Origin of the sequence: Streptomyces sp. NPDC088732 (assembly GCF_044751205.1) — a bacterium.
GTDB lineage: Bacteria > Actinomycetota > Actinomycetes > Streptomycetales > Streptomycetaceae > Actinacidiphila.
The window spans coordinates 87682-104021 of record NZ_JBIVLI010000030.1 but is presented as its reverse complement, the minus strand read 5'-3'; the positions used below and the strand labels follow the sequence as shown (position 1 = coordinate 104021).

At 71.5% G+C, this 16340-nt stretch carries 20 protein-coding genes; 10 read left to right on the top strand and 10 right to left on the bottom strand.

The features are described from left to right. Positions 1-486: 486 nt before the first annotated feature. Positions 487-1017 (bottom strand): anthrone oxygenase family protein, encoded by a 531-nt coding sequence (locus tag ACIP9H_RS36935; protein ID WP_401963376.1) that lies wholly within the window; start codon positions 1015-1017, stop codon positions 487-489. A gap of 80 nt (positions 1018-1097) precedes the next feature. On the opposite strand from ACIP9H_RS36935, the gene ACIP9H_RS36930 reads away from it, so the two are divergent. Beyond that, on the top strand, positions 1098-1748 hold the full coding sequence (locus ACIP9H_RS36930; RefSeq protein WP_401963374.1) for a TetR family transcriptional regulator: 651 nt from the start codon (positions 1098-1100) through the stop codon (positions 1746-1748). Between the two features lie 23 nt (positions 1749-1771). On the opposite strand, the gene ACIP9H_RS36925 is transcribed toward ACIP9H_RS36930, so the two are convergent. Then, entirely contained in the window at positions 1772-2797 is a 1026-nt protein-coding gene (locus ACIP9H_RS36925) for a zinc-binding alcohol dehydrogenase family protein (RefSeq protein WP_401963372.1), read from the bottom strand. A 50-nt stretch (positions 2798-2847) separates the two neighbouring features. Further along, positions 2848-3621 (bottom strand): glycine betaine ABC transporter substrate-binding protein, encoded by a 774-nt coding sequence (locus ACIP9H_RS36920; RefSeq protein WP_401963370.1) that lies wholly within the window; start codon positions 3619-3621, stop codon positions 2848-2850. Between the two features lie 189 nt (positions 3622-3810). Between ACIP9H_RS36920 and ACIP9H_RS36915 the strand changes: the two genes are divergently transcribed. Beyond that, positions 3811-4776, top strand: a complete 966-nt coding sequence (locus tag ACIP9H_RS36915; protein WP_401583748.1) for a LysR family transcriptional regulator — start codon at positions 3811-3813, stop codon at positions 4774-4776. Between the two features lie 468 nt (positions 4777-5244). Here ACIP9H_RS36915 and ACIP9H_RS36910 read toward each other — a convergent pair whose 3' ends face one another. After that, on the bottom strand, positions 5245-5625 hold the full coding sequence (locus tag ACIP9H_RS36910) for an SMI1/KNR4 family protein (RefSeq protein WP_401583746.1): 381 nt from the start codon (positions 5623-5625) through the stop codon (positions 5245-5247). Positions 5626-5922: 297 nt separating this feature from the next. Here ACIP9H_RS36910 and ACIP9H_RS36905 point away from each other — a divergent pair, with 297 nt between their 5' ends. Beyond that, entirely contained in the window at positions 5923-6249 is a 327-nt protein-coding gene (locus ACIP9H_RS36905; protein ID WP_401963368.1) for an ArsR/SmtB family transcription factor, read from the top strand. Between the two features lie 45 nt (positions 6250-6294). Here ACIP9H_RS36905 and ACIP9H_RS36900 read toward each other — a convergent pair whose 3' ends face one another. Next, positions 6295-6696 (bottom strand): DUF5997 family protein, encoded by a 402-nt coding sequence (locus tag ACIP9H_RS36900; protein ID WP_401963366.1) that lies wholly within the window; start codon positions 6694-6696, stop codon positions 6295-6297. Between the two features lie 81 nt (positions 6697-6777). Here ACIP9H_RS36900 and ACIP9H_RS36895 point away from each other — a divergent pair, with 81 nt between their 5' ends. From ACIP9H_RS36895 to ACIP9H_RS36875, 5 genes are all read left to right on the top strand, one after another. Next, entirely contained in the window at positions 6778-7596 is an 819-nt protein-coding gene (locus tag ACIP9H_RS36895) for a LysR family substrate-binding domain-containing protein (RefSeq protein ID WP_401963364.1), read from the top strand. Positions 7597-7751: 155 nt separating this feature from the next. After that, positions 7752-8957 carry a cytochrome P450 gene (locus ACIP9H_RS36890; protein WP_401583734.1) on the top strand — a complete coding sequence of 402 codons (1206 nt, stop codon included), beginning with the start codon at positions 7752-7754 and terminating at the stop codon, positions 8955-8957. Positions 8958-9328: 371 nt separating this feature from the next. Beyond that, positions 9329-10453, top strand: coding sequence for a type III polyketide synthase (locus ACIP9H_RS36885; RefSeq protein ID WP_401963362.1), 1125 nt, complete (start codon positions 9329-9331; stop codon positions 10451-10453). A 111-nt stretch (positions 10454-10564) separates the two neighbouring features. After that, positions 10565-10972 (top strand): ArsR/SmtB family transcription factor, encoded by a 408-nt coding sequence (locus tag ACIP9H_RS36880; RefSeq protein ID WP_401583729.1) that lies wholly within the window; start codon positions 10565-10567, stop codon positions 10970-10972. Continuing rightward, positions 10969-11607 (top strand): SRPBCC family protein, encoded by a 639-nt coding sequence (locus ACIP9H_RS36875; protein ID WP_401583726.1) that lies wholly within the window; start codon positions 10969-10971, stop codon positions 11605-11607. Before ACIP9H_RS36880 ends, ACIP9H_RS36875 begins: the two co-directional genes overlap by 4 nt. A 13-nt stretch (positions 11608-11620) precedes the next feature. Here the strand turns inward: ACIP9H_RS36875 and ACIP9H_RS36870 are convergent, their stop codons facing one another. The 3 genes from ACIP9H_RS36870 to ACIP9H_RS36860 all read right to left on the bottom strand — a co-directional run bounded on the left by ACIP9H_RS36870 (position 11621) and on the right by ACIP9H_RS36860 (position 13216). Continuing rightward, a complete protein-coding gene (locus ACIP9H_RS36870; protein WP_401583724.1) occupies positions 11621-11983 on the bottom strand; it encodes a DUF6204 family protein in 363 nt (120 codons plus the stop codon). A 70-nt stretch (positions 11984-12053) separates the two neighbouring features. After that, positions 12054-12545 carry a DUF2000 domain-containing protein gene (locus ACIP9H_RS36865; RefSeq protein ID WP_401583721.1) on the bottom strand — a complete coding sequence of 164 codons (492 nt, stop codon included), beginning with the start codon at positions 12543-12545 and terminating at the stop codon, positions 12054-12056. A 188-nt stretch (positions 12546-12733) separates the two neighbouring features. Next, the gene (locus ACIP9H_RS36860; RefSeq protein ID WP_401583718.1) at positions 12734-13216 is read right to left on the bottom strand and encodes an Lrp/AsnC family transcriptional regulator; all 483 of its coding nucleotides are present in this window, start codon (positions 13214-13216) and stop codon (positions 12734-12736) included. Positions 13217-13483: 267 nt separating this feature from the next. On the opposite strand from ACIP9H_RS36860, the gene ACIP9H_RS36855 reads away from it, so the two are divergent. Continuing rightward, entirely contained in the window at positions 13484-14299 is an 816-nt protein-coding gene (locus tag ACIP9H_RS36855; protein WP_401583715.1) for an SAM-dependent methyltransferase, read from the top strand. A 63-nt stretch (positions 14300-14362) separates the two neighbouring features. Here the strand turns inward: ACIP9H_RS36855 and ACIP9H_RS36850 are convergent, their stop codons facing one another. Both ACIP9H_RS36850 and ACIP9H_RS36845 read right to left on the bottom strand, forming a co-directional pair. Beyond that, positions 14363-15271, bottom strand: coding sequence for a helix-turn-helix domain-containing protein (locus tag ACIP9H_RS36850; RefSeq protein ID WP_401583713.1), 909 nt, complete (start codon positions 15269-15271; stop codon positions 14363-14365). Positions 15272-15432: 161 nt separating this feature from the next. Then, positions 15433-15669, bottom strand: a complete 237-nt coding sequence (locus tag ACIP9H_RS36845; RefSeq protein WP_360908665.1) for a DUF397 domain-containing protein — start codon at positions 15667-15669, stop codon at positions 15433-15435. 163 nt (positions 15670-15832) lie between these two features. Between ACIP9H_RS36845 and ACIP9H_RS36840 the strand changes: the two genes are divergently transcribed. Further along, complete coding sequence (locus ACIP9H_RS36840) at positions 15833-16291, top strand: ATP-binding protein (RefSeq protein ID WP_401583710.1); 459 nt, start codon at positions 15833-15835, stop codon at positions 16289-16291. The last annotated feature ends 49 nt before the right edge of the window (positions 16292-16340 follow it).

Here is a 16340-nt window from a genome sequence, read left to right as displayed (position 1 = left end):
GCCCCGTGAACGTCTCCACCCACACGCGCTCAGCCCGTAACACCCCAGCCATACAGAGAAGATGCCCAGCTCAGAGCCTTGTGCAACACCCTTTAAGGCTTGTCCCGTAAACGATCTCCGTACCACCCGTGGCCAATAGCCCTGTCTGCTGGTCCGGATGTGCGGCAGACTTCCGGCAACAGACACCCGAGAGGCTGGGTAGGGCGCATAGAACACATCGGTGATTTGTTGACGGGCTGTGGTCCGTCGGTGCTGGAGGCGCTTGGCGCTGCTGGGTGGACAGCAGGTCGCAAGATCGCGACCGGGGACTGGACACAGCAACGTGCCGGCGCCCCGCACCGCGGCCGACCCTGCCCCCGGCGGCTCAAAGAGGATTTACGGGACAACCCTTGGATGGATGCCCGCCCTCGGCGGTGTACGGGGGCTCTCCAGTCGTGGCGAACCGCTCGGTCCTCTCCCGCCGCCGCCCGTGTTGCCGAGTGACACCTACCGCGCGGCGTCGACGCCGACGCCGACGACCGCCGTGGCCGGACGGGCGTGCGGCGGCTTCGGCCGGTCGGTTCCCTGGGCGGTGAGGAGGCTGACGAAGGCCAGTACCGCGAGGACCGTGCGGACGGTGTGGAGGGCCAGCCAACGGCCGCGGACGGCGGCGAAGTCGGCCGGGGCGTCGTCGGGACTCCAGCCGTCGACAAGGCGGTTGAGCGGTTCCATCTGCGTCACGGTCAGCACGATCGTGGCGAGCACGAGCACCGTGGCGGCCACGCTGAGCCAGAACGCCGTCCTGCCCCGCCCGTAGGAGAGCGCGCATGTCGCGACGAGCAGCGCGAGGCAGGTGAGGAGGAACGGCGGCATCACCCGGCCGTAGTCGGTGTTGAGCGCCTTCCAATAGGGCACGTACACCGGGCCGGGGAGCCGCCCGACGGACGGCGCGATCACGGCGAAGAACACACCCCCCGCGTAGAGCCCGAGCAGTGTCGCCGCTCCGCCACGGACGATCTCCAGTACGACGGTACGCATGGGCCCCACCCCTGTTTGGCTAGACATTCAGCTTTTCATTAGAGACGCGTCTTGCGAATCGTATGGCACGATGAACCCCGATGGAAGGCACTCACAAGCGGCGCTACAACAGCGAACTGCGGCGCGAGCACGCCGAGGCGACCCGGCTGCGGATCGCCGAGGCCGCGCGGGCGTTGATGATCGAGCGGGGCTTCGCGGACACCACCATGAGCGGCGTCGCCGCGGCCGCCGGCGTCGCCGTGCAGACGCTGTACGCCACCTGCCCGGGCGGCAAACCGGCCCTGGTCAAGCTCGTGTACGACGTCACGCTGGCCGGCGACGGCCGGCAGGTCCCGCAGAGCGAACGCCCCGCGGTGCGGGCGATCGTCGAAGAGCCGGACCCGGCAAGGAAACTGGCGATGTACGCGGCGATGGCGGTCGCGATCCTCGGCCGGATCGGGCCGGTCCACCGCGTACTGCGCGCGGCCGCCGCCGCGGGCGGCGCCGGTGCCGGCGACCTGCTCGCCGACACCGAGCGGCAGCGCCGCACCGGCAGCCACCAATTGACCGGGCATCTGGCCGAAGTGGGCGCCCTGCGCCCGGGCCTGACCGCCGACCGGGCCGCCGACGAGGCCTACGCCCTCACCTCGATCGAGGTGTACGAACGGCTCGTCGACGTCTGCGAATGGAGTGTCGAGGAGTACCAGGACTGGCTCGCCCGGACCCTCGCGGGCGCGCTCCTCGCGCCGTAGCCGTTCCTTCGCGGCGACGGCCGTCAGAACCCGGTGAGGGTGACCTTGCCGACGGTGGAGCCGGATTCGAGGACGCGGTGCGCCTCGCGGAGGTTGGCCGCGTTGACCGGTCCCAGGTCCCTGTTCGCCGTCGTCCTCAGGATGCCCGCGTCCACGAGGCGGGCGACCTGGGTCAGGATGTGGTGCTGCCGGTCCTGGTCGGGCGTGCGGAAGAGTGACCGGGTGAACATGAACTCCCAGTGCAAGGCGATGCACTTGGGCTTGAGCAGACCGACGCGCAGGCTGTCGTGGTCGTCGATGGCGACGATGTGGCCGAAGGGCTTCAGCGCCTCGGCGTAGTCGGGCAGATTGCGGTCGGTCCCCGTGGTGCTGAAGACGTGGGTGATCCCGCCCGGCGCCACCTCGGCCAGCTGCGGTACCAGCGGCTCGTGGTGGTTGACGATGTGCTGCACACCCATGCGGGTGGCGAAGTCGACGGTCTCGGGGCGCGAGGCGGTGCCGATCACGGTGAGGCTGGTGAGCGCGCGGGTGAGCTGGGCGACCATGGCCCCCACGCCGCCGGCCGCCGCGGTGACGAGCAGGGCGCCGTCCTGGTTCATGGCCCCGTTCTCCAGGCCCAGGCGCTCGAACAGCCCTTCCCAGGCGGTCAGCGAGGTCAGCGGCAGCGCGGCGGCCTCGGCGAAGGAGAGGGAGGCCGGCTTGCGGGCGGCGATGCGTTCGTCGACCACGTGGTACTCGGAGTTGGTGCCCGGACGGTCGATGGCACCGGCGTAGTAGACGCTGTCGCCGACCTCGAACCGCCGCACCTCGTCGCCGACCGCGACGACCGTCCCTGCCGCGTCCCAGCCGAGTACCTTCGCCGTGCCGCCGGGATCGCTGTTCTGGCGCATCTTGAAGTCGACGGGATTGAGCGCCACGGCCTCGACCTTCACCAGCAGATCGTGCGGTTCCGGCTTCGGAACGGGCAGTTCGAGGTCGACCAGACTGCTCTCGTCGTCGATCGGGAGGCTCTTGAGATAGCCGACGGCTCGCATGGTCGTCGCGTTCATGGGGGTGACTCCAGTTCGGTGGGGGACAGGCCCGGGTACCGGGGGCCGTGTCAGAGGGAGACCTCGCGGGGGTGCGCGGCCAGATAGCGGTCGGCGGCCTGCAGCGGGCTCAGCCCGTCGACGTTGATCAAGGCGTCGATCTCCTCGACGCCGTCGTTGCCCAGGGCCAGGGCATCCAGCCGGGCAACGGCCTCGGGGCCGACGCGCTCCAGGGCGTCGTTGCGGATGACCGGGCAGGCGTCGTCCACGCTTCCCAGCAGTCCCTTGGGCTCCTCGAGCGGCCGGAGGTGGTGCAGGCGATTGAGGAACTGCGGACGCCACAGCGGGATCACGAACCATTCGCCCGCGGCGATACCGCGTCCCACCCGGGCGACGAAATCCCCTTCGGTGCCCGGCCTGAACCTGTACCCGGCCCTGTCCAGCCCGTACGCCTTCACCATCGCGGCGGAGAAGCGGCTGATGCCTGCTCCGGGGTTGATCCCGTCGATGGCCGTTGTCATACGGCCGGCGATCTCGGGCCGGACCAGATCGGACACCTCACCGACCATGTCGAAGGGGACGTACCGCGGTACCGCCCACACACAGTGCGGTTGATAGTGCGGGCTGAGCACCCGCACCCGGTCCCGGAAGCCGGACAGGTACCGGCCGTGGCTGGACGGCAGCCACGCCGACACCAGCACGTCGACCCGTCCGTGCTCCAGGAGACCGAACATCTCCTCGTGCACGCCCTCGGCACCGGCCACCGGGTGCCCGTGGGACTCCATGACACGGCGGACGACGGCAGCGGCGGCACGGTGAAAGGACAGAGCGATGTTTCCCACCACGATCGGATCGGAAGATGTGAGCGGCACAGCGCCTCCCGGGGAATTCCAGTGCCGATGAGGTCTCGGAAGGTGCGATCCGCCCGCCGGTCCGGGACCGGCACCGCGTGGATCGCCCTACGCCATCCAGCCTCGCCCGGTCCGGGCCATAAGTCCAAGAGACGTTTTGTATCCCTTCGATATCCTGAATGCATGGCAACGCTGCGCCAGCTGGAATATCTGGTGGCCATCGTGGACGAGGGGTCCTTCACCCGGGCCGCCGAGAGCCTGCACATCTCGCAGCCGGGGCTGTCGCACCAACTCCGGGCACTGGAACGGGAAGTGGGCGGCCCGCTGCTGGAACGGCTGCCCCGCGGAGTCCGGCTCACCCCGGCCGGCCGGTCGATGCTGCCGCACGCCCGTGCGGCCCTCGCGGAGGCGGGCCGGGCCACCACATCCGCCCGGCGTGCCGCGGGCGTCGCCACCGGCGAGCTGCATCTCGCGACGCTCTACTCGGTCAGCTCCGGTGTACTGCCCGCGGTGCTGGGCCGCTGGCGACGCACGCATCCGGAGGTGCGGGTCCGGTTGTTCGAGCACCGCAGATGGGACGATCTCGCGCAGGCCATGGCCGCCGGCCAGGCGGACGTCGCGGTGGGACCCCTGCCCGAGGACTGGGAGGGCCCCGCGCGGCCCATCGGCGCGGAGGAGTTCCTGGTCGTCACCGACGCCGGCGACCGGGCCGCCGCCGGCCGCGCACCGGACGTCCGGCTCGGCGATCTCGCGGACCGCGAATGGGTCCACTTCACACCCGACAGCGGCCTCTCCGACATCCTCGACGACGCCTGCGCCGCCGCCGGGTTCCGGCCCCGGATCGCCGTGCGCACCGAGCAGGCGCCGTCTGCCGTCGAGTACGCCGCCGCCGGGCTGGGGCCCACCTTCGTCCCGGCCAACACCATCCCGCCGCACTTCGGCGGCCTCGTCCTGCGCCCCGACCCGCCTGTGCGGCGCCGGCTGACCGGATACACCCGCACCACCCCGGACCCGGTGACCGAATCCTTCCTGGAGATCCTGAGCACCCACGCCCCCCTGATGCCCGCGCACGTCGCGGCGCGCCTGCGCAAGGGCGGCGGCGCCCTCCGTGCGCCCACCGGGGACCCGCGTACCTCTTCCGGGGAGTAGTCGAGCGCCCACCCTGCGTCGAACTCCGGGCGCGGGGGCACCGTAGGCCCCTCAGTGACGACGGAGTGCGGCGGTGTGGTGGACGACGTTCCCCGGTCGTTCCAGGGGCATGTGGCGGAGCCGGCTTTCCTGGACGACGGCATGCTCGCCGTGACCGCATGTCTGTGGCGGGCGTCGGACGACGACCGCCGGCACGCGGGCGGGATCGACTTCCCCGAGGGGCACGCGGATCCCGATGGCGCCGACCGGCTCTTCCGGTTGCCGACCGGCCCGGCGCCCGGGGCGTTCCGCAATCTCGCGGAGCGGTACGACGGGACGCCGGTCGACATCGACGCCTTGCGCGCCGAGTACGTGGACGGTTCGCGCTCTGCGCGGCACCGTGTCCTTCACGGCCGTCGCGGACGCGGCCGCCGTGATCGGCTTTCCGGTCGACGGAGGCCGGCCGGGCCGCCGGGCACCCGGCGGCGGCTAGTGCCAGCGCCAGCCGTGTTCGGGGAAGTGGGTCAGGAACTCCGTCAGTGTGGCCGCCTGACGGAGGCCCTCGGACCAGGCGGCGGTCGCGGAGTCGATCAGGAGCAGCGGGGGAGGCTGCTGCCGGAAGTCGTAGACGAGGAGCTCGCGGCAGCCGTCGCCGCCGATGACCACGGCGCCGGGCAGGCGGCCGGCCGGGCCCGCCGCGTCGTTGAGGCCGAGGAGGTCGCCGACCGGACAGAGCGTCAGGAAGTCACCGGCGGGGAGGAAGTGCCGGGCCACGGAGCCCGGGTCGGAGAGGAAGGAGCGGTAGTCCTCGGGGAAGGCGACGCCGAGCGCCCGCTCTGCCCGCTGGATCGCGGCGTCTGGTGCGCCCATGGCACATCCCTCCCCTGGGCGTTCCGGCACCGCACGCCGAGGCCCCTCCCGGGGCGCACCATATCGCGGTCGGACCCCCGTTCGCTCCGCCGTCCCGCGGCTCGGTCAGGGAGGGGCCTGCCGTGGCTGATTTCCGCTGTCCGGTACGGAGTTGACGGCACGTCAGGGAGGGTCGGAGGCGCGGGCGGCGGGCCTGGGGAAAGGTCCGCATATGTTCATGGCTCGCCCGCCAGGCCGCACATACCCCTGAGGTATCGTGATTGTCGTATCCGGGGCAGAAGGGGACCAGGAGGGAACATGCCGGACGCCGAAGGCCACCCCGAGATCGGGGAGATGGATCTGGGCTCCGTCTTCGCCGCCCTGGCGGATCCCCTGCGCCGCAAGGTCGTCGAGGACCTGTGCCGGGAGTCCGAGGGCATCGAGCGCACCTGCGCGTCCTTCGGCCTCGCGATCTCCAAGTCGACCATGACCCATCACTTCCGGGTCCTGCGCGAGGCGGGGCTGATCCGCCAGGTCAACTACGGCAACAGCCGCAAGGTCTCGCTGCGCCGCGACGACCTCCAGGAACGCTTCCCGGGTCTGCTCGACCTCGTCGCCGACGGATCGCTCCCCACCTCCGCGTGACGGGGGAGCGGGCCCCGGCCCCCCGGAACCCTGGTGGACGACGGGTCAGCGCGACCGGTTCGCCTGCTCCTCGCGCTCGGCGTTCCGCTCCTTCAGGCGCGCCGCCTCCTTGCGGACCTCGGCCTGCGTGGCGCGCTCCTTCACCAGCCACTCGGGGACGTCCTGCTTGAGCGCGTCGATCTGCTCGGTCGTGAGCGGCTCGGTGACGCCACCGCGGGCCAGGCCCGCGATCGAGACGCCCAGCTTGGCCGCGACGACCGGGCGGGGGTGCGGCCCGTCGCGCCGCAGGTCCCGCAGCCACTCCGGCGGGTCGGCCTGGAGCGCGTTCAGCTCGTCGCGGGAGACGACGCCTTCCTGGAACTCGGCGGGAGTGGCTTCGAGGTACACACCCAGCTTCTTGGCCGCGGTGGCGGGCTTCATGGTCTGGGTGCTGTGGTGCGACGTCATACGTCCAGGATATCGACCCCGCGGGCCCGCTCCGACCGCGTGGACGGGCCGTCCCCGCCGCGGCCCGGGTAGCCTGTCCTGGTGACAGGCTCGGAAGCATCCCCCCAGTTCAGGCTCGCGTACGTGCCGGGCGTGACACCCGCCAAATGGGTGAGGATCTGGCAGGAGCGGTTCCCCGCCGTCCCTCTTGAACTCGTCGCGGTCCCCTCCGCCGAGGTCACGGGACTGCTGCGGGACCGCGGCGCCGACGCGGGCTTCGTACGGCTCCCGGTGGACGGCACCGACCTCAGCGCGATCCCCCTCTACACCGAGACGACCGTGGTCGTGGTCCCCAAGGACCACGCCGTGGCGGCGGTCGAGGAGGTGAGCACCGGCGACCTGGCCGACGAGGTGCTCTTCCATCCCCTCGACGACACCCTCGACTGGGAGCGGCCCCCCGGCCGGCCCGCGATCGAGCGGCCCGCGACGACCGCGGACGCGGTCGAGCTGGTGGCGGCGGGCGTGGGCCTGCTGGTCGTCCCGCAGTCCCTGGCCCGGCTCCACCACCGCCGGGACCTCACCTACCGTCCGCTCGTGGACGCCCCGCAGTCGCGCGTCGCGCTGTCCTGGCCCGAGGACGCGACGACGGACCTGGTGGAGGACTTCATCGGCGTCGTCCGCGGCCGGACGGTCAACAGCACGCGGGGCCGCCGCCCCGACGCGACCGCCCAGGCGAAGGAGCAGCGCCCCGACGCCGGCGCCGCGCGGCGCAAGCCCGCGGCCGGAAAGGCCGCGGGGAAGACGGCGCAGAAGGCGGGCGGCGGCCGGGCGGGTGGCAAGAGCCCGCGCGGGGCGTCCGGGGGTGCCAAGGGCGGTGCGAGCCGCGGCGGCAAGCAGGGCAAGCCCCGCCGGCGTTCCTGACCCCGGGACGCCGGGGCCGCCGGCGGCCCCGGGGCGCGCCACGCCGGGCCGTCCGGTGCGGGTCCCCCGGATGGGCTTGCTGCGGTGGCCGTGGGGACCCCGGGGGCGATTTGTTGTGAGATGTTCCCTGACGTCCAGGCTCACTGGAGCATCGCATGGATTCCGGTCCCTCCGCGCACGACTGCCCCTTCGACTTCGCCGTGGCCCTCGAATTCGACCCCCAGTTGAAGCACCTGATGGAGAACGAACCGATCTCACGCATCAAGCTGCCCCACGGGGAGGGCGAGGCGTGGCTCGTCACGAGCTACGAGGACGTCCGGACGGTGACGACCGACCGGCGCTTCAGCCGCCGCGGCGTCGTCGGCAAGGACTTCCCCCGCATGACCCCGGAGCCGATCGTGCAGGACGAGGCGATCAACGTGATGGACCCGCCGGACAGCAGCCGGCTGCGGTCCCTGGTCTCCAAGGGCTTCACCCCGCGCCAGGTCGAGCGCATGCGCCCGCACATCGAGCGCGTCGTCACCGAACTCCTCGACACGATGGCCGCCGAGGGCCCCCCGGCCGACCTGGTGGAGCACCTGGCCGCGCCCCTGCCGCTCACCGCGATCTGCGAGGTCCTCGACATCCCCGAGGACGACCGGTGGCGGCTGCGCGCCCACGCCCGCACGCTGATGGACTTCAGCCCGGACAACCGTGACGACGCCGTGCGCTCCAAGGCCGACCTGCGCGCGTACTTCGCGGACCTGACCGCGCAGCGGCGCGCGCACCCCGGCGACGACCTGATCAGCGTGCTGGCGACGGCCCGCGACGGCGACGAGATCCTCAACGACAAGGAACTCACCGTCATGGCCATGGTGCTGCTGATCACCGGCCAGGACACGACGTCGAACGAGATCGGCAACATCGCCTACACGCTGCTGACCCGGCCCCGCGAGCTCGCGACGCTGCGCGCGCACCCCGAGAAGATCCCGCAGGCCATCGAGGAGATGCTGCGCCACATCCCGTTCCGCAAGGGCGTCGGCATCCCGCGGGTGGCCACCGAGGACGTGGAGCTCGGCGGCGTTCTGATCCGCGCCGGGGACATTGTGCACGTCTCGTACCTGACCGCAAACCGCGACGCCGCGAAGTTCGAGCGCCCCGACGAGCTGGACCTGGAGCGCACCGGTGCCCCGCACATGACCTTCGGCTGGGGCGGTCACCACTGCCTCGGGGCCCCGCTGGCGACGATGGAGCTGCAGGTCGCCTTCACTGAGCTGCTGCGCCGCTTCCCGGAGCTGCGGCTGGCCAAGCCGGCCGAGGAGGTGCGCTGGAGCGCCACGTCGATCTGGCGCTACCCGGTCGCCCTGCACGTGGGCTGGTAGAAACCGCCCCGAGTGCCCCGGCGCCGGTTCCGCCCGTACGGGGCGGGGCCGGCGCCCGGGTGCGGTGACCGTGCCGTGCGGGGCGCGACCGCCTCCGACGTGCGCTCCGGGTCCCGCTGCCGTACTTTTTGTTGGGCGGACCAGAAAGTGAATGAGTTACCACGTCATACCGACGGTGACCGGTCCGAATGTCTTCCGACTCCGTTTTGGGCCCACGTGTGATATCCGGCGCCATTGGGGCGCCGCAGGTGAATTGCCCGTACTTCCCTACTGATTTCCATGACAGGTACGGGTCTGCCCCGGCAGGAATACGCCGGGGCGACACATCGCGTGGACCATTGCCCGCCAGAGGGACAGGAATGGAGCCAATCATGGCAGTTCTGTGCAAGCCGGTGATCGCGGTTCCCGACAACGTTATCACCTGCGAACAGACGCTCGAGCTGGCACGACGGCTGCACAAGGACCACCCGCAACTCGGCCTGACCCTCCGGCTCATCGAGAACACCGGCGTCCGGAAACGGCACCTGATACGCCCGATCGACGAGGTGCTGGAACATCCGGGTTTCGATGTGCGCAGCGCGATCTACGAGGAGGAGTCCAAGGCGCGCGTGCCCGCGGTGGTGCGCCAGGCGCTGGAGGAGGCGGAACTGACCGCCGCGGACATCGACCTCATCATCTACGTCTCGTGCACGGGCTTCATGATGCCGTCGCTGACGGCATGGCTCATCAACACGATGGGTTTCCGGCACGACACACGGCAGTTGCCCATCGCCCAACTCGGCTGCGCGGCGGGCGGCGCGGCCATCAACCGGGCGCACGACTTCTGCACCGCGTACCCCGAGGCCAATGTCCTCATCGTGGCCTGCGAGTTCTGCTCGCTGTGCTACCAGCCGACCGACCTGAGCGTCGGAACGCTGCTGTCCAACGGGCTGTTCGGCGACGGTGTCGCGGCCGCGGTGGTCCGGGGGAACGGCGGCACCGGGATGCGGCTGGAGCGCAACTCCTCGTACCTCATTCCCAACACCGAGGCGTGGATCTCCTACGCGGTGCGCCAGACCGGCTTCCACTTCCAGCTCGACAAGCGGGTGCCCGGCACCATGGAGCCGCTGGCGCCGGTGCTCAGCCGCGTGGCCGAGGAGCACCAGTGGAACGCGTCGGCGCTGGACTTCTACGTCATCCACGCGGGCGGCCCGCGCATCCTGGACGACCTGAGCCACTTCCTCGGCGTCGACCCGGAGGCGTTCCGCTTCAGCCGTGCCACGCTCACCGAGTACGGCAACATCGCCAGTTGCGTCGTGCTCGACGCCCTGGCCCGGATGTTCGACGAGGGAACCGCGCTCGACGGCCACCGCGGTCTGCTGGCCGGCTTCGGCCCGGGCATCACCGCCGAGATGGTGCTCGGCACCTGGGTCAAGGCCGACTACGACGCGGACGTGCTGCCGCAGCACAACTACGGCACGCTCGACGACGGCCTCCGCGATCCCGCGGCCCCGTGAGGCGGGGGAGGGGTGGACCGGGACGACCCGGGGCGGCCGGCCGCCCCGGGTCACCGGATGCTTCTCCATAAGTTGTTGCTTATATAAGTGGATCCTGGCATAGTGCTCCGCGTGCACGCGTTCGACATCCTCGGTGATCCGGTGCGCCGCCGGATCCTGGAACTGCTCGCCGCCGGTGAGCAGCCCTCCGGTGCCATCAGCGACGTGATCCGCGAGGAGTTCGGGATCTCGCAGCCCGCTGTGTCCCAGCACTTGCGGGTGCTGCGGGAGCACGGCTTCGCCGTCGTCCGGGCGGAGGGGACCCGGCGGCTCTACGCCGTGGAAGCGGCCCCGCTGCGCGAGGTCGACGTCTGGCTGGAGCGCTTCCGCGGCTTCTGGGAGCAGCGGCTCGACGCGCTGGGCACGGAACTGGCGCGCGGACGCCGGGAACGGCGCATCGCCGGGGAACGGCAGCAGGGACCACGGCCGGGGACGGGGCACACCCCCCGCTCCGGGAGGGAACAGGAAGAGACACCATGAGCGACATTGTCGACCAGATCAACCAAGCCCACCGGCAGGTGGGTTCCCGGGACGTGTCCGGCGAGGAGGCGCGCACGGTGCTGCTCCGCCGCGCCTACGACGCGGACATCGAGGACGTGTGGGACGCCTGCACCACCGCCGAGCGCATCCAGCGCTGGTTCCTGCCCGTCACCGGTGACCTGCGGCTCGGCGGCCGCTACCAGCTGGAGGGCAACGCGGGCGGGGAGATCCTCCAGTGCGAGGCACCCCGGCTGCTGCGCGTCAGCTGGGTGATGGGCGAGGCGCCGGGCTTCAGCGAGGTGACGGTGCGCCTGTCCGAGCAGGACGAGCGGACCGTCCTCGAACTCGAGCACGTCGCCGTCGTCCCGCCCGGCATGTGGGACCAGTTCGGGCCCGGCGCCGTCGGTGTCGGCTGGGACCTCGCGCTCATCGGGTTCTCGCGCTACCTGGCCGGCGAGTTCGTCAGCCCCGAGAAGGCCGCCGAGTTCGCGGAGTCCGACGAGGTCCGCGCGGGCATGGTCCGCAGCAGCGAGGCATGGGGCGAGGCGTACGCCGCCTCGGGCGCACCCCAGGACGTCGTGGCCGCCGCGGTCGCCGCGACGACCGCCTTCTACGTCCCGCCGCGCGAGGCGTAGCCGGGCCCGGTCGTCAGGCCGGGTTCTGCGTGGCCGCCGCGCGGCGCTGCCGCTTGGCGAGCGGGGCCTGGGAGAGGTCCTCGGCCTGGGCGCGGAGGTTCTTGAAGCCGTAGCCGCCTGCGGTCAGCCACGCCCGGGCCGCCTCCTCGGCGCGCTCGGTGGCCTCCAGGATGTCCTCCTCGGCCTCGCCCGAGTCCTGGAAGCGGAAGGTGAACGCGGGGCGGGCCGCGATGTCGTACGTGAGGTGGCCCTCCGGGGTGAAGGCCGCGTGCAGCACGTCGTGGTCCCCGGCCCGGGCCAGGAGTTCGGCCCGCTGCTCGGGGCTGAGGCCGTCGAAGACGCCACGGACGGTGATGCGGAAGACGCGCGTGCTCATGTTCCCGACCCTAGGCGGAGCGGTGTCTCGGTTCCACGGGTTTTTTCGGCGGCCCGCCGGCCCGCGGGCGTCATGGCATCAGCGGCAGCCTGCCGACGATCTTGTCGACGCGCCGGCGCGGCCCAATGATGCTCACCGCGCAGTAGTCGACGTCCTCGGCCGCGGTCCTGCCCATCGCGTCCAGGTAGTCGGTGTAGACGCGGGTGCGCTGGGCCGCCTCCGGCATGTCGGCGACGAAGGTGTCCGCGGAGGCCCGCGCCGCCGCGCGGATCGCCCGGAGCGCGGCGGTGTCGGCGGTCAGCACCGTGCAGCCGGCCCACGGCAGCCCCGGGTGGACGCTGCCGCCGGAGTCGGTGGCGTCCTCGCCGAGGAGCCCGGTCACGGCGACGGCGGTCGCCGCCCCCGCGCAGACGGCGGCGTTGACGGCCCGCCCCGGCGGAAGGCCGCTGTCGACGACGACGACCCAGCGGAGCCGGGCCGCGCGGGTGGGTGCGCCCTGGTCGATCTCCTCGGGGGAGAAGCCGACGGCTCCGGCGGGGGATGCGGTGTGTGCGGCGGTCATGGTCGGCTCTCCTGCCAGGTCGTTCGGTGGACCCGGCAGATGCTAGGCAGGTGTCCGGCCGCGCGGCGTGGCTGCCGCACTTCCTTCGGCGGCCCCCGCGTCCCGCGCTCCCCTGGCGCACGTCGTACGGCGTTCCGCCCCCGCGCTGCCCTTTCGTGCGGCGGCGCTCCGGACCGGGACCGGCGGCCTCAGCGCTTCCGGTTCCGGTCCGGGCCGGCCGGTTCGATCGAGCTGGACCGTACGTGCTCGTAGGCCATCGTGGTCTGCACGTCCGCCACTTCGCGGCGTTCGGTGAGGCGGTCGATGACGAAGGCGTACACGCCGTTGACGTCGGGGACCGCGATGTGGATCAGGAAGTCGTGCGCGCCCGAGGTGACGAACAGGCCGATGGTCTCCGGCAGCCGCGCCGCCCATTCGCGGAACCCCTCGATGACCGGCCGGGCCGGCGGCCGGATGCGCACCGCGATCAGGGCCTGCACCGGGCGCCCCACGGCCTCGAGGTCCAGGGCCGCGTGGAAGCCGGTGACCACACCGCGCTCGCGCAGCAGCCGCACCCGCTCCAGCGAGGTCGACGGGGACACCCCGGTCTTGGCGGCCAGGTCCCGGTTGGTCTGCCGGGCGTCGTGCTGGAGCTCCCGGATCAGGGCCCGGTCCAGCGCATCGAGTTCCATGGGAACGACGATAGGCCGCACGACATGCGGTGGCGACCGGCGCCGGGCGCGCGGAGGAGCCGCCGGCCGGCCGCTCCGCGCGGGCCTGTCCTGGCGCGCGGAATGTCGCACAGCGCCCGACTGAAGGCATTTCAGAACCCGTTCCACCGCGGGCAATTGCTCAAGCGGAATGGAGAAACCACAGATCGGCACCGGGGATTGCCCATAGGATGGAGATCCGCGATCAACCCCTGCGTTCGGGTCGTGGGGAGGACTGTGAGGGGCCGGATGAGCCAGGAACGTGAGCCGCTGCCGACCGCGATCGACACCGGGACGCCCAGCGTCGCGCGGATGTACGACTTCCTGCTCGGCGGCAAGGACAACTACGCGGTCGACCGCGAGGCCTCCGAGGAACTGCTCAAGGTCGTGCCCAGCACGAAGGAACTCGCCGTGAACAACCGGCGGTTCCTCCAGCGTGTGGTGGGCGTGCTGGCTCGGGACTACGGCATCCGGCAGTTCCTCGACCACGGCTCAGGCCTGCCGACGCAGGACAACGTGCACCAGGTCGCCCAGCGCATCGACCCCTCCTCGCGCGTGGTCTACGTCGACAACGACCCGATCGTGCTCGCGCACGGCCGGGCGCTGCTGGAGGAGAACGAGAACACCGCGGTCATCCAGGCCGACTTCCGTGACACCGAGGGCATCTTCGGGCACGCGGAGGTCGAGCGGCTGATCGACTTCAGCAAGCCGGTCGCCGCCCTGTTCGTCTCCGTCATGCACTGCATCACCGATGAGGACGACCCGGCGGGGCTGGTGCGGCGGGTCGCGGAGCGTCTGGTGCCGGGCAGCTTCCTCGTGGTGTGCCAGCTGGTCAGCGAGGACAAGTCGGTGCGGGACTTCGTCACCGAGTTCATGGACGCCAGCACCCAGGGCAACTGGGGCCGGGTGCGCCAGGAGCACGACGTGGCCGGCTTCCTCGACGGGATGGAGATCCTGGAGCCCGGTCTGGTGGAGGTGTCCACCTGGCGGCCCGACACCGAGCTGGCGCCCCGTCAGGCCACGCAGGAATGGATCGAGTTCGGCGGAGTCGGCCGCAAGGCCTGACGGGTCGCCGCGTCGGCCGTGCCGGGTCCCGGGGTGCGCCCCGGGACCGGGCGGGACCGCCGATCAGACCAGCTGCTTCAGGATGTCGTTGAGGATGCCGGGCGTCCGCGCCGGCGGCTCGGCCTCGGCGCTCAGCCGGTCCATGACGGCCAGGTAGTTGTCGACGTCCTCCTGCTTGTCCAGGTACAGCGAGCTGGTCAGCTGCTCCAGGTAGACGATGTCCGGGAGGTCGGGCTCCAGGAAACGCAGGATCGTGACCGGGCCGCCCGCCGTGGCGAGGCCGCCGACGTTGAAGGGCGCGATCTGCAGTGTCACGTTCGGCAGGGCGGCCGCCTCGATGAGACGTTCCAGCTGGCCGCGCATCGCCTCCCGGCCGCCCAGCGCCCGGCGCAGGGCCGCCTCGTCCACGACCGCCCACAGCCGCGGCGCTCCCGGCGCGGTCAGCAGCTGCTGGCGTGCCATGCGCAGCGCGACCCGGCGCTCCAGTTGGACACCGGACGCCCGGGGGTGCCCCAGGCGGATCACGGAGCGGGCGTACTCCTCGGTCTGCAGCAGGCCGGGGACGAACTGCACCTCGTAGGTACGGATGACGGAGGCGGCTTCCTCCAGGCCGACCAGGGTCTCGAACCAGCCGGGCAGGACGTCGCCGTACCGGTGCCACCAGCCGGGCGTGCTGGCCTGCCGTGCGAGATTCAGGAAGTCGGCGCGCTCGGACTCGTCGGTCACCCCGTACAGGGTGAGCAGATCGGCGACGTCGCGCTCCTTGTAGCCCACACGGCCCAGCTCCAGGCGGCTGATCTTGGCGTGGGAGCCGCGGATCGCGTCGCCGGCGGCCTCGCGGGTGATGTGGGAGGCCTCCCGCAACCTGCGCAACTGGGTGCCCAGCACGATGCGCAGGACCGTCGGACCACCTCGCGGGTGCTCCAGGTACTGCTTTATCGACGGTTCGTTGCTCGGCCGCGTCGCGGTCATGCCGACTCCCGTGAGTGACTGGGCAGACAACCAGTCTCCCACCAATGGGCGTGCGAATACAGCCATATCCCCGGGCGCGCCGTACGCGTTCGCGGGCGGCGCGCCCGGGGGTCCGCGCTTCGAAGGGGCGGAGGGCAGGTCATCGAGGGGATGAGGGGCCGTCAGCCGGCCATGTCGTCAAAGTCGCCGTCCTTGACCCCGCCGAGGAACGCCTCGATCTCCGCGCGGGTGTAGACGAGGGCGGGACCCCCGGGGTGGCGGGAGTTGCGCATCGCGACGCCGCCGTCCGGCAGCGGGGCGAGCTCCACGCAGTTGCCGCTGGGGTTGCTGCGGCGGCTCTTCCGCCAGACCGCGCCGTCGATGTCGGTGGCCGGGACGCCGTTTTCGAACTCCCGCATGGGTACGCCTCCTTGGCGTTCTGCACGTGCATCTGCACGTGCAGACGTACTTACAGTTGCACTTACGACTGTAATTGCAGATGTGCTTGCACGGGTAGGGATCCGACCGGGATAGTGGAGTCCGTAGACACCGCGCCCCCCTCGACGCTCCGCGGAGTACTCGATGACGACTCACCCGGCGACCCCTCTCGATTTCGACCTGCCCGAGGGTCCCGGGACGCGTTTCGCCGCCTGCGGGCTGAGCGGGGATCTCCATGCGGCTGGCGCCGCACGGCAGTTCACCCGGTCCACGCTGAGCGACTGGGGGATGCTGGGAGTCGTCGAGAACGCGTCGATAGTCGTCTCGGAGATGCTGACCAACGCCGTCCGCTACGGGCTGGAGGACGCGACGTGCGCGCTCTCCGACCGGCCGCTGTGGCTGGGGCTGCTGCTGCGCGACACCTCGGTGCTGTGCACGGTCGCCGATCCCGGCACCGGCGTTCCCGTGCTGAAGGAGCCCGACTGGTTCGCCGAGTCGGGGCGGGGGCTGCACATCATCGACTCGCTCAGTGATTCCTGGGGCTGGACGCCGCCCGACGGGGCCGGGAAGTCGGTCTGGGCGCTGGTGTCCGCGCGCGCCTGATCCGGCGTGGCGCACCGGCTGTCGCGCAAGGTGAGCACGTCCCTGCCGC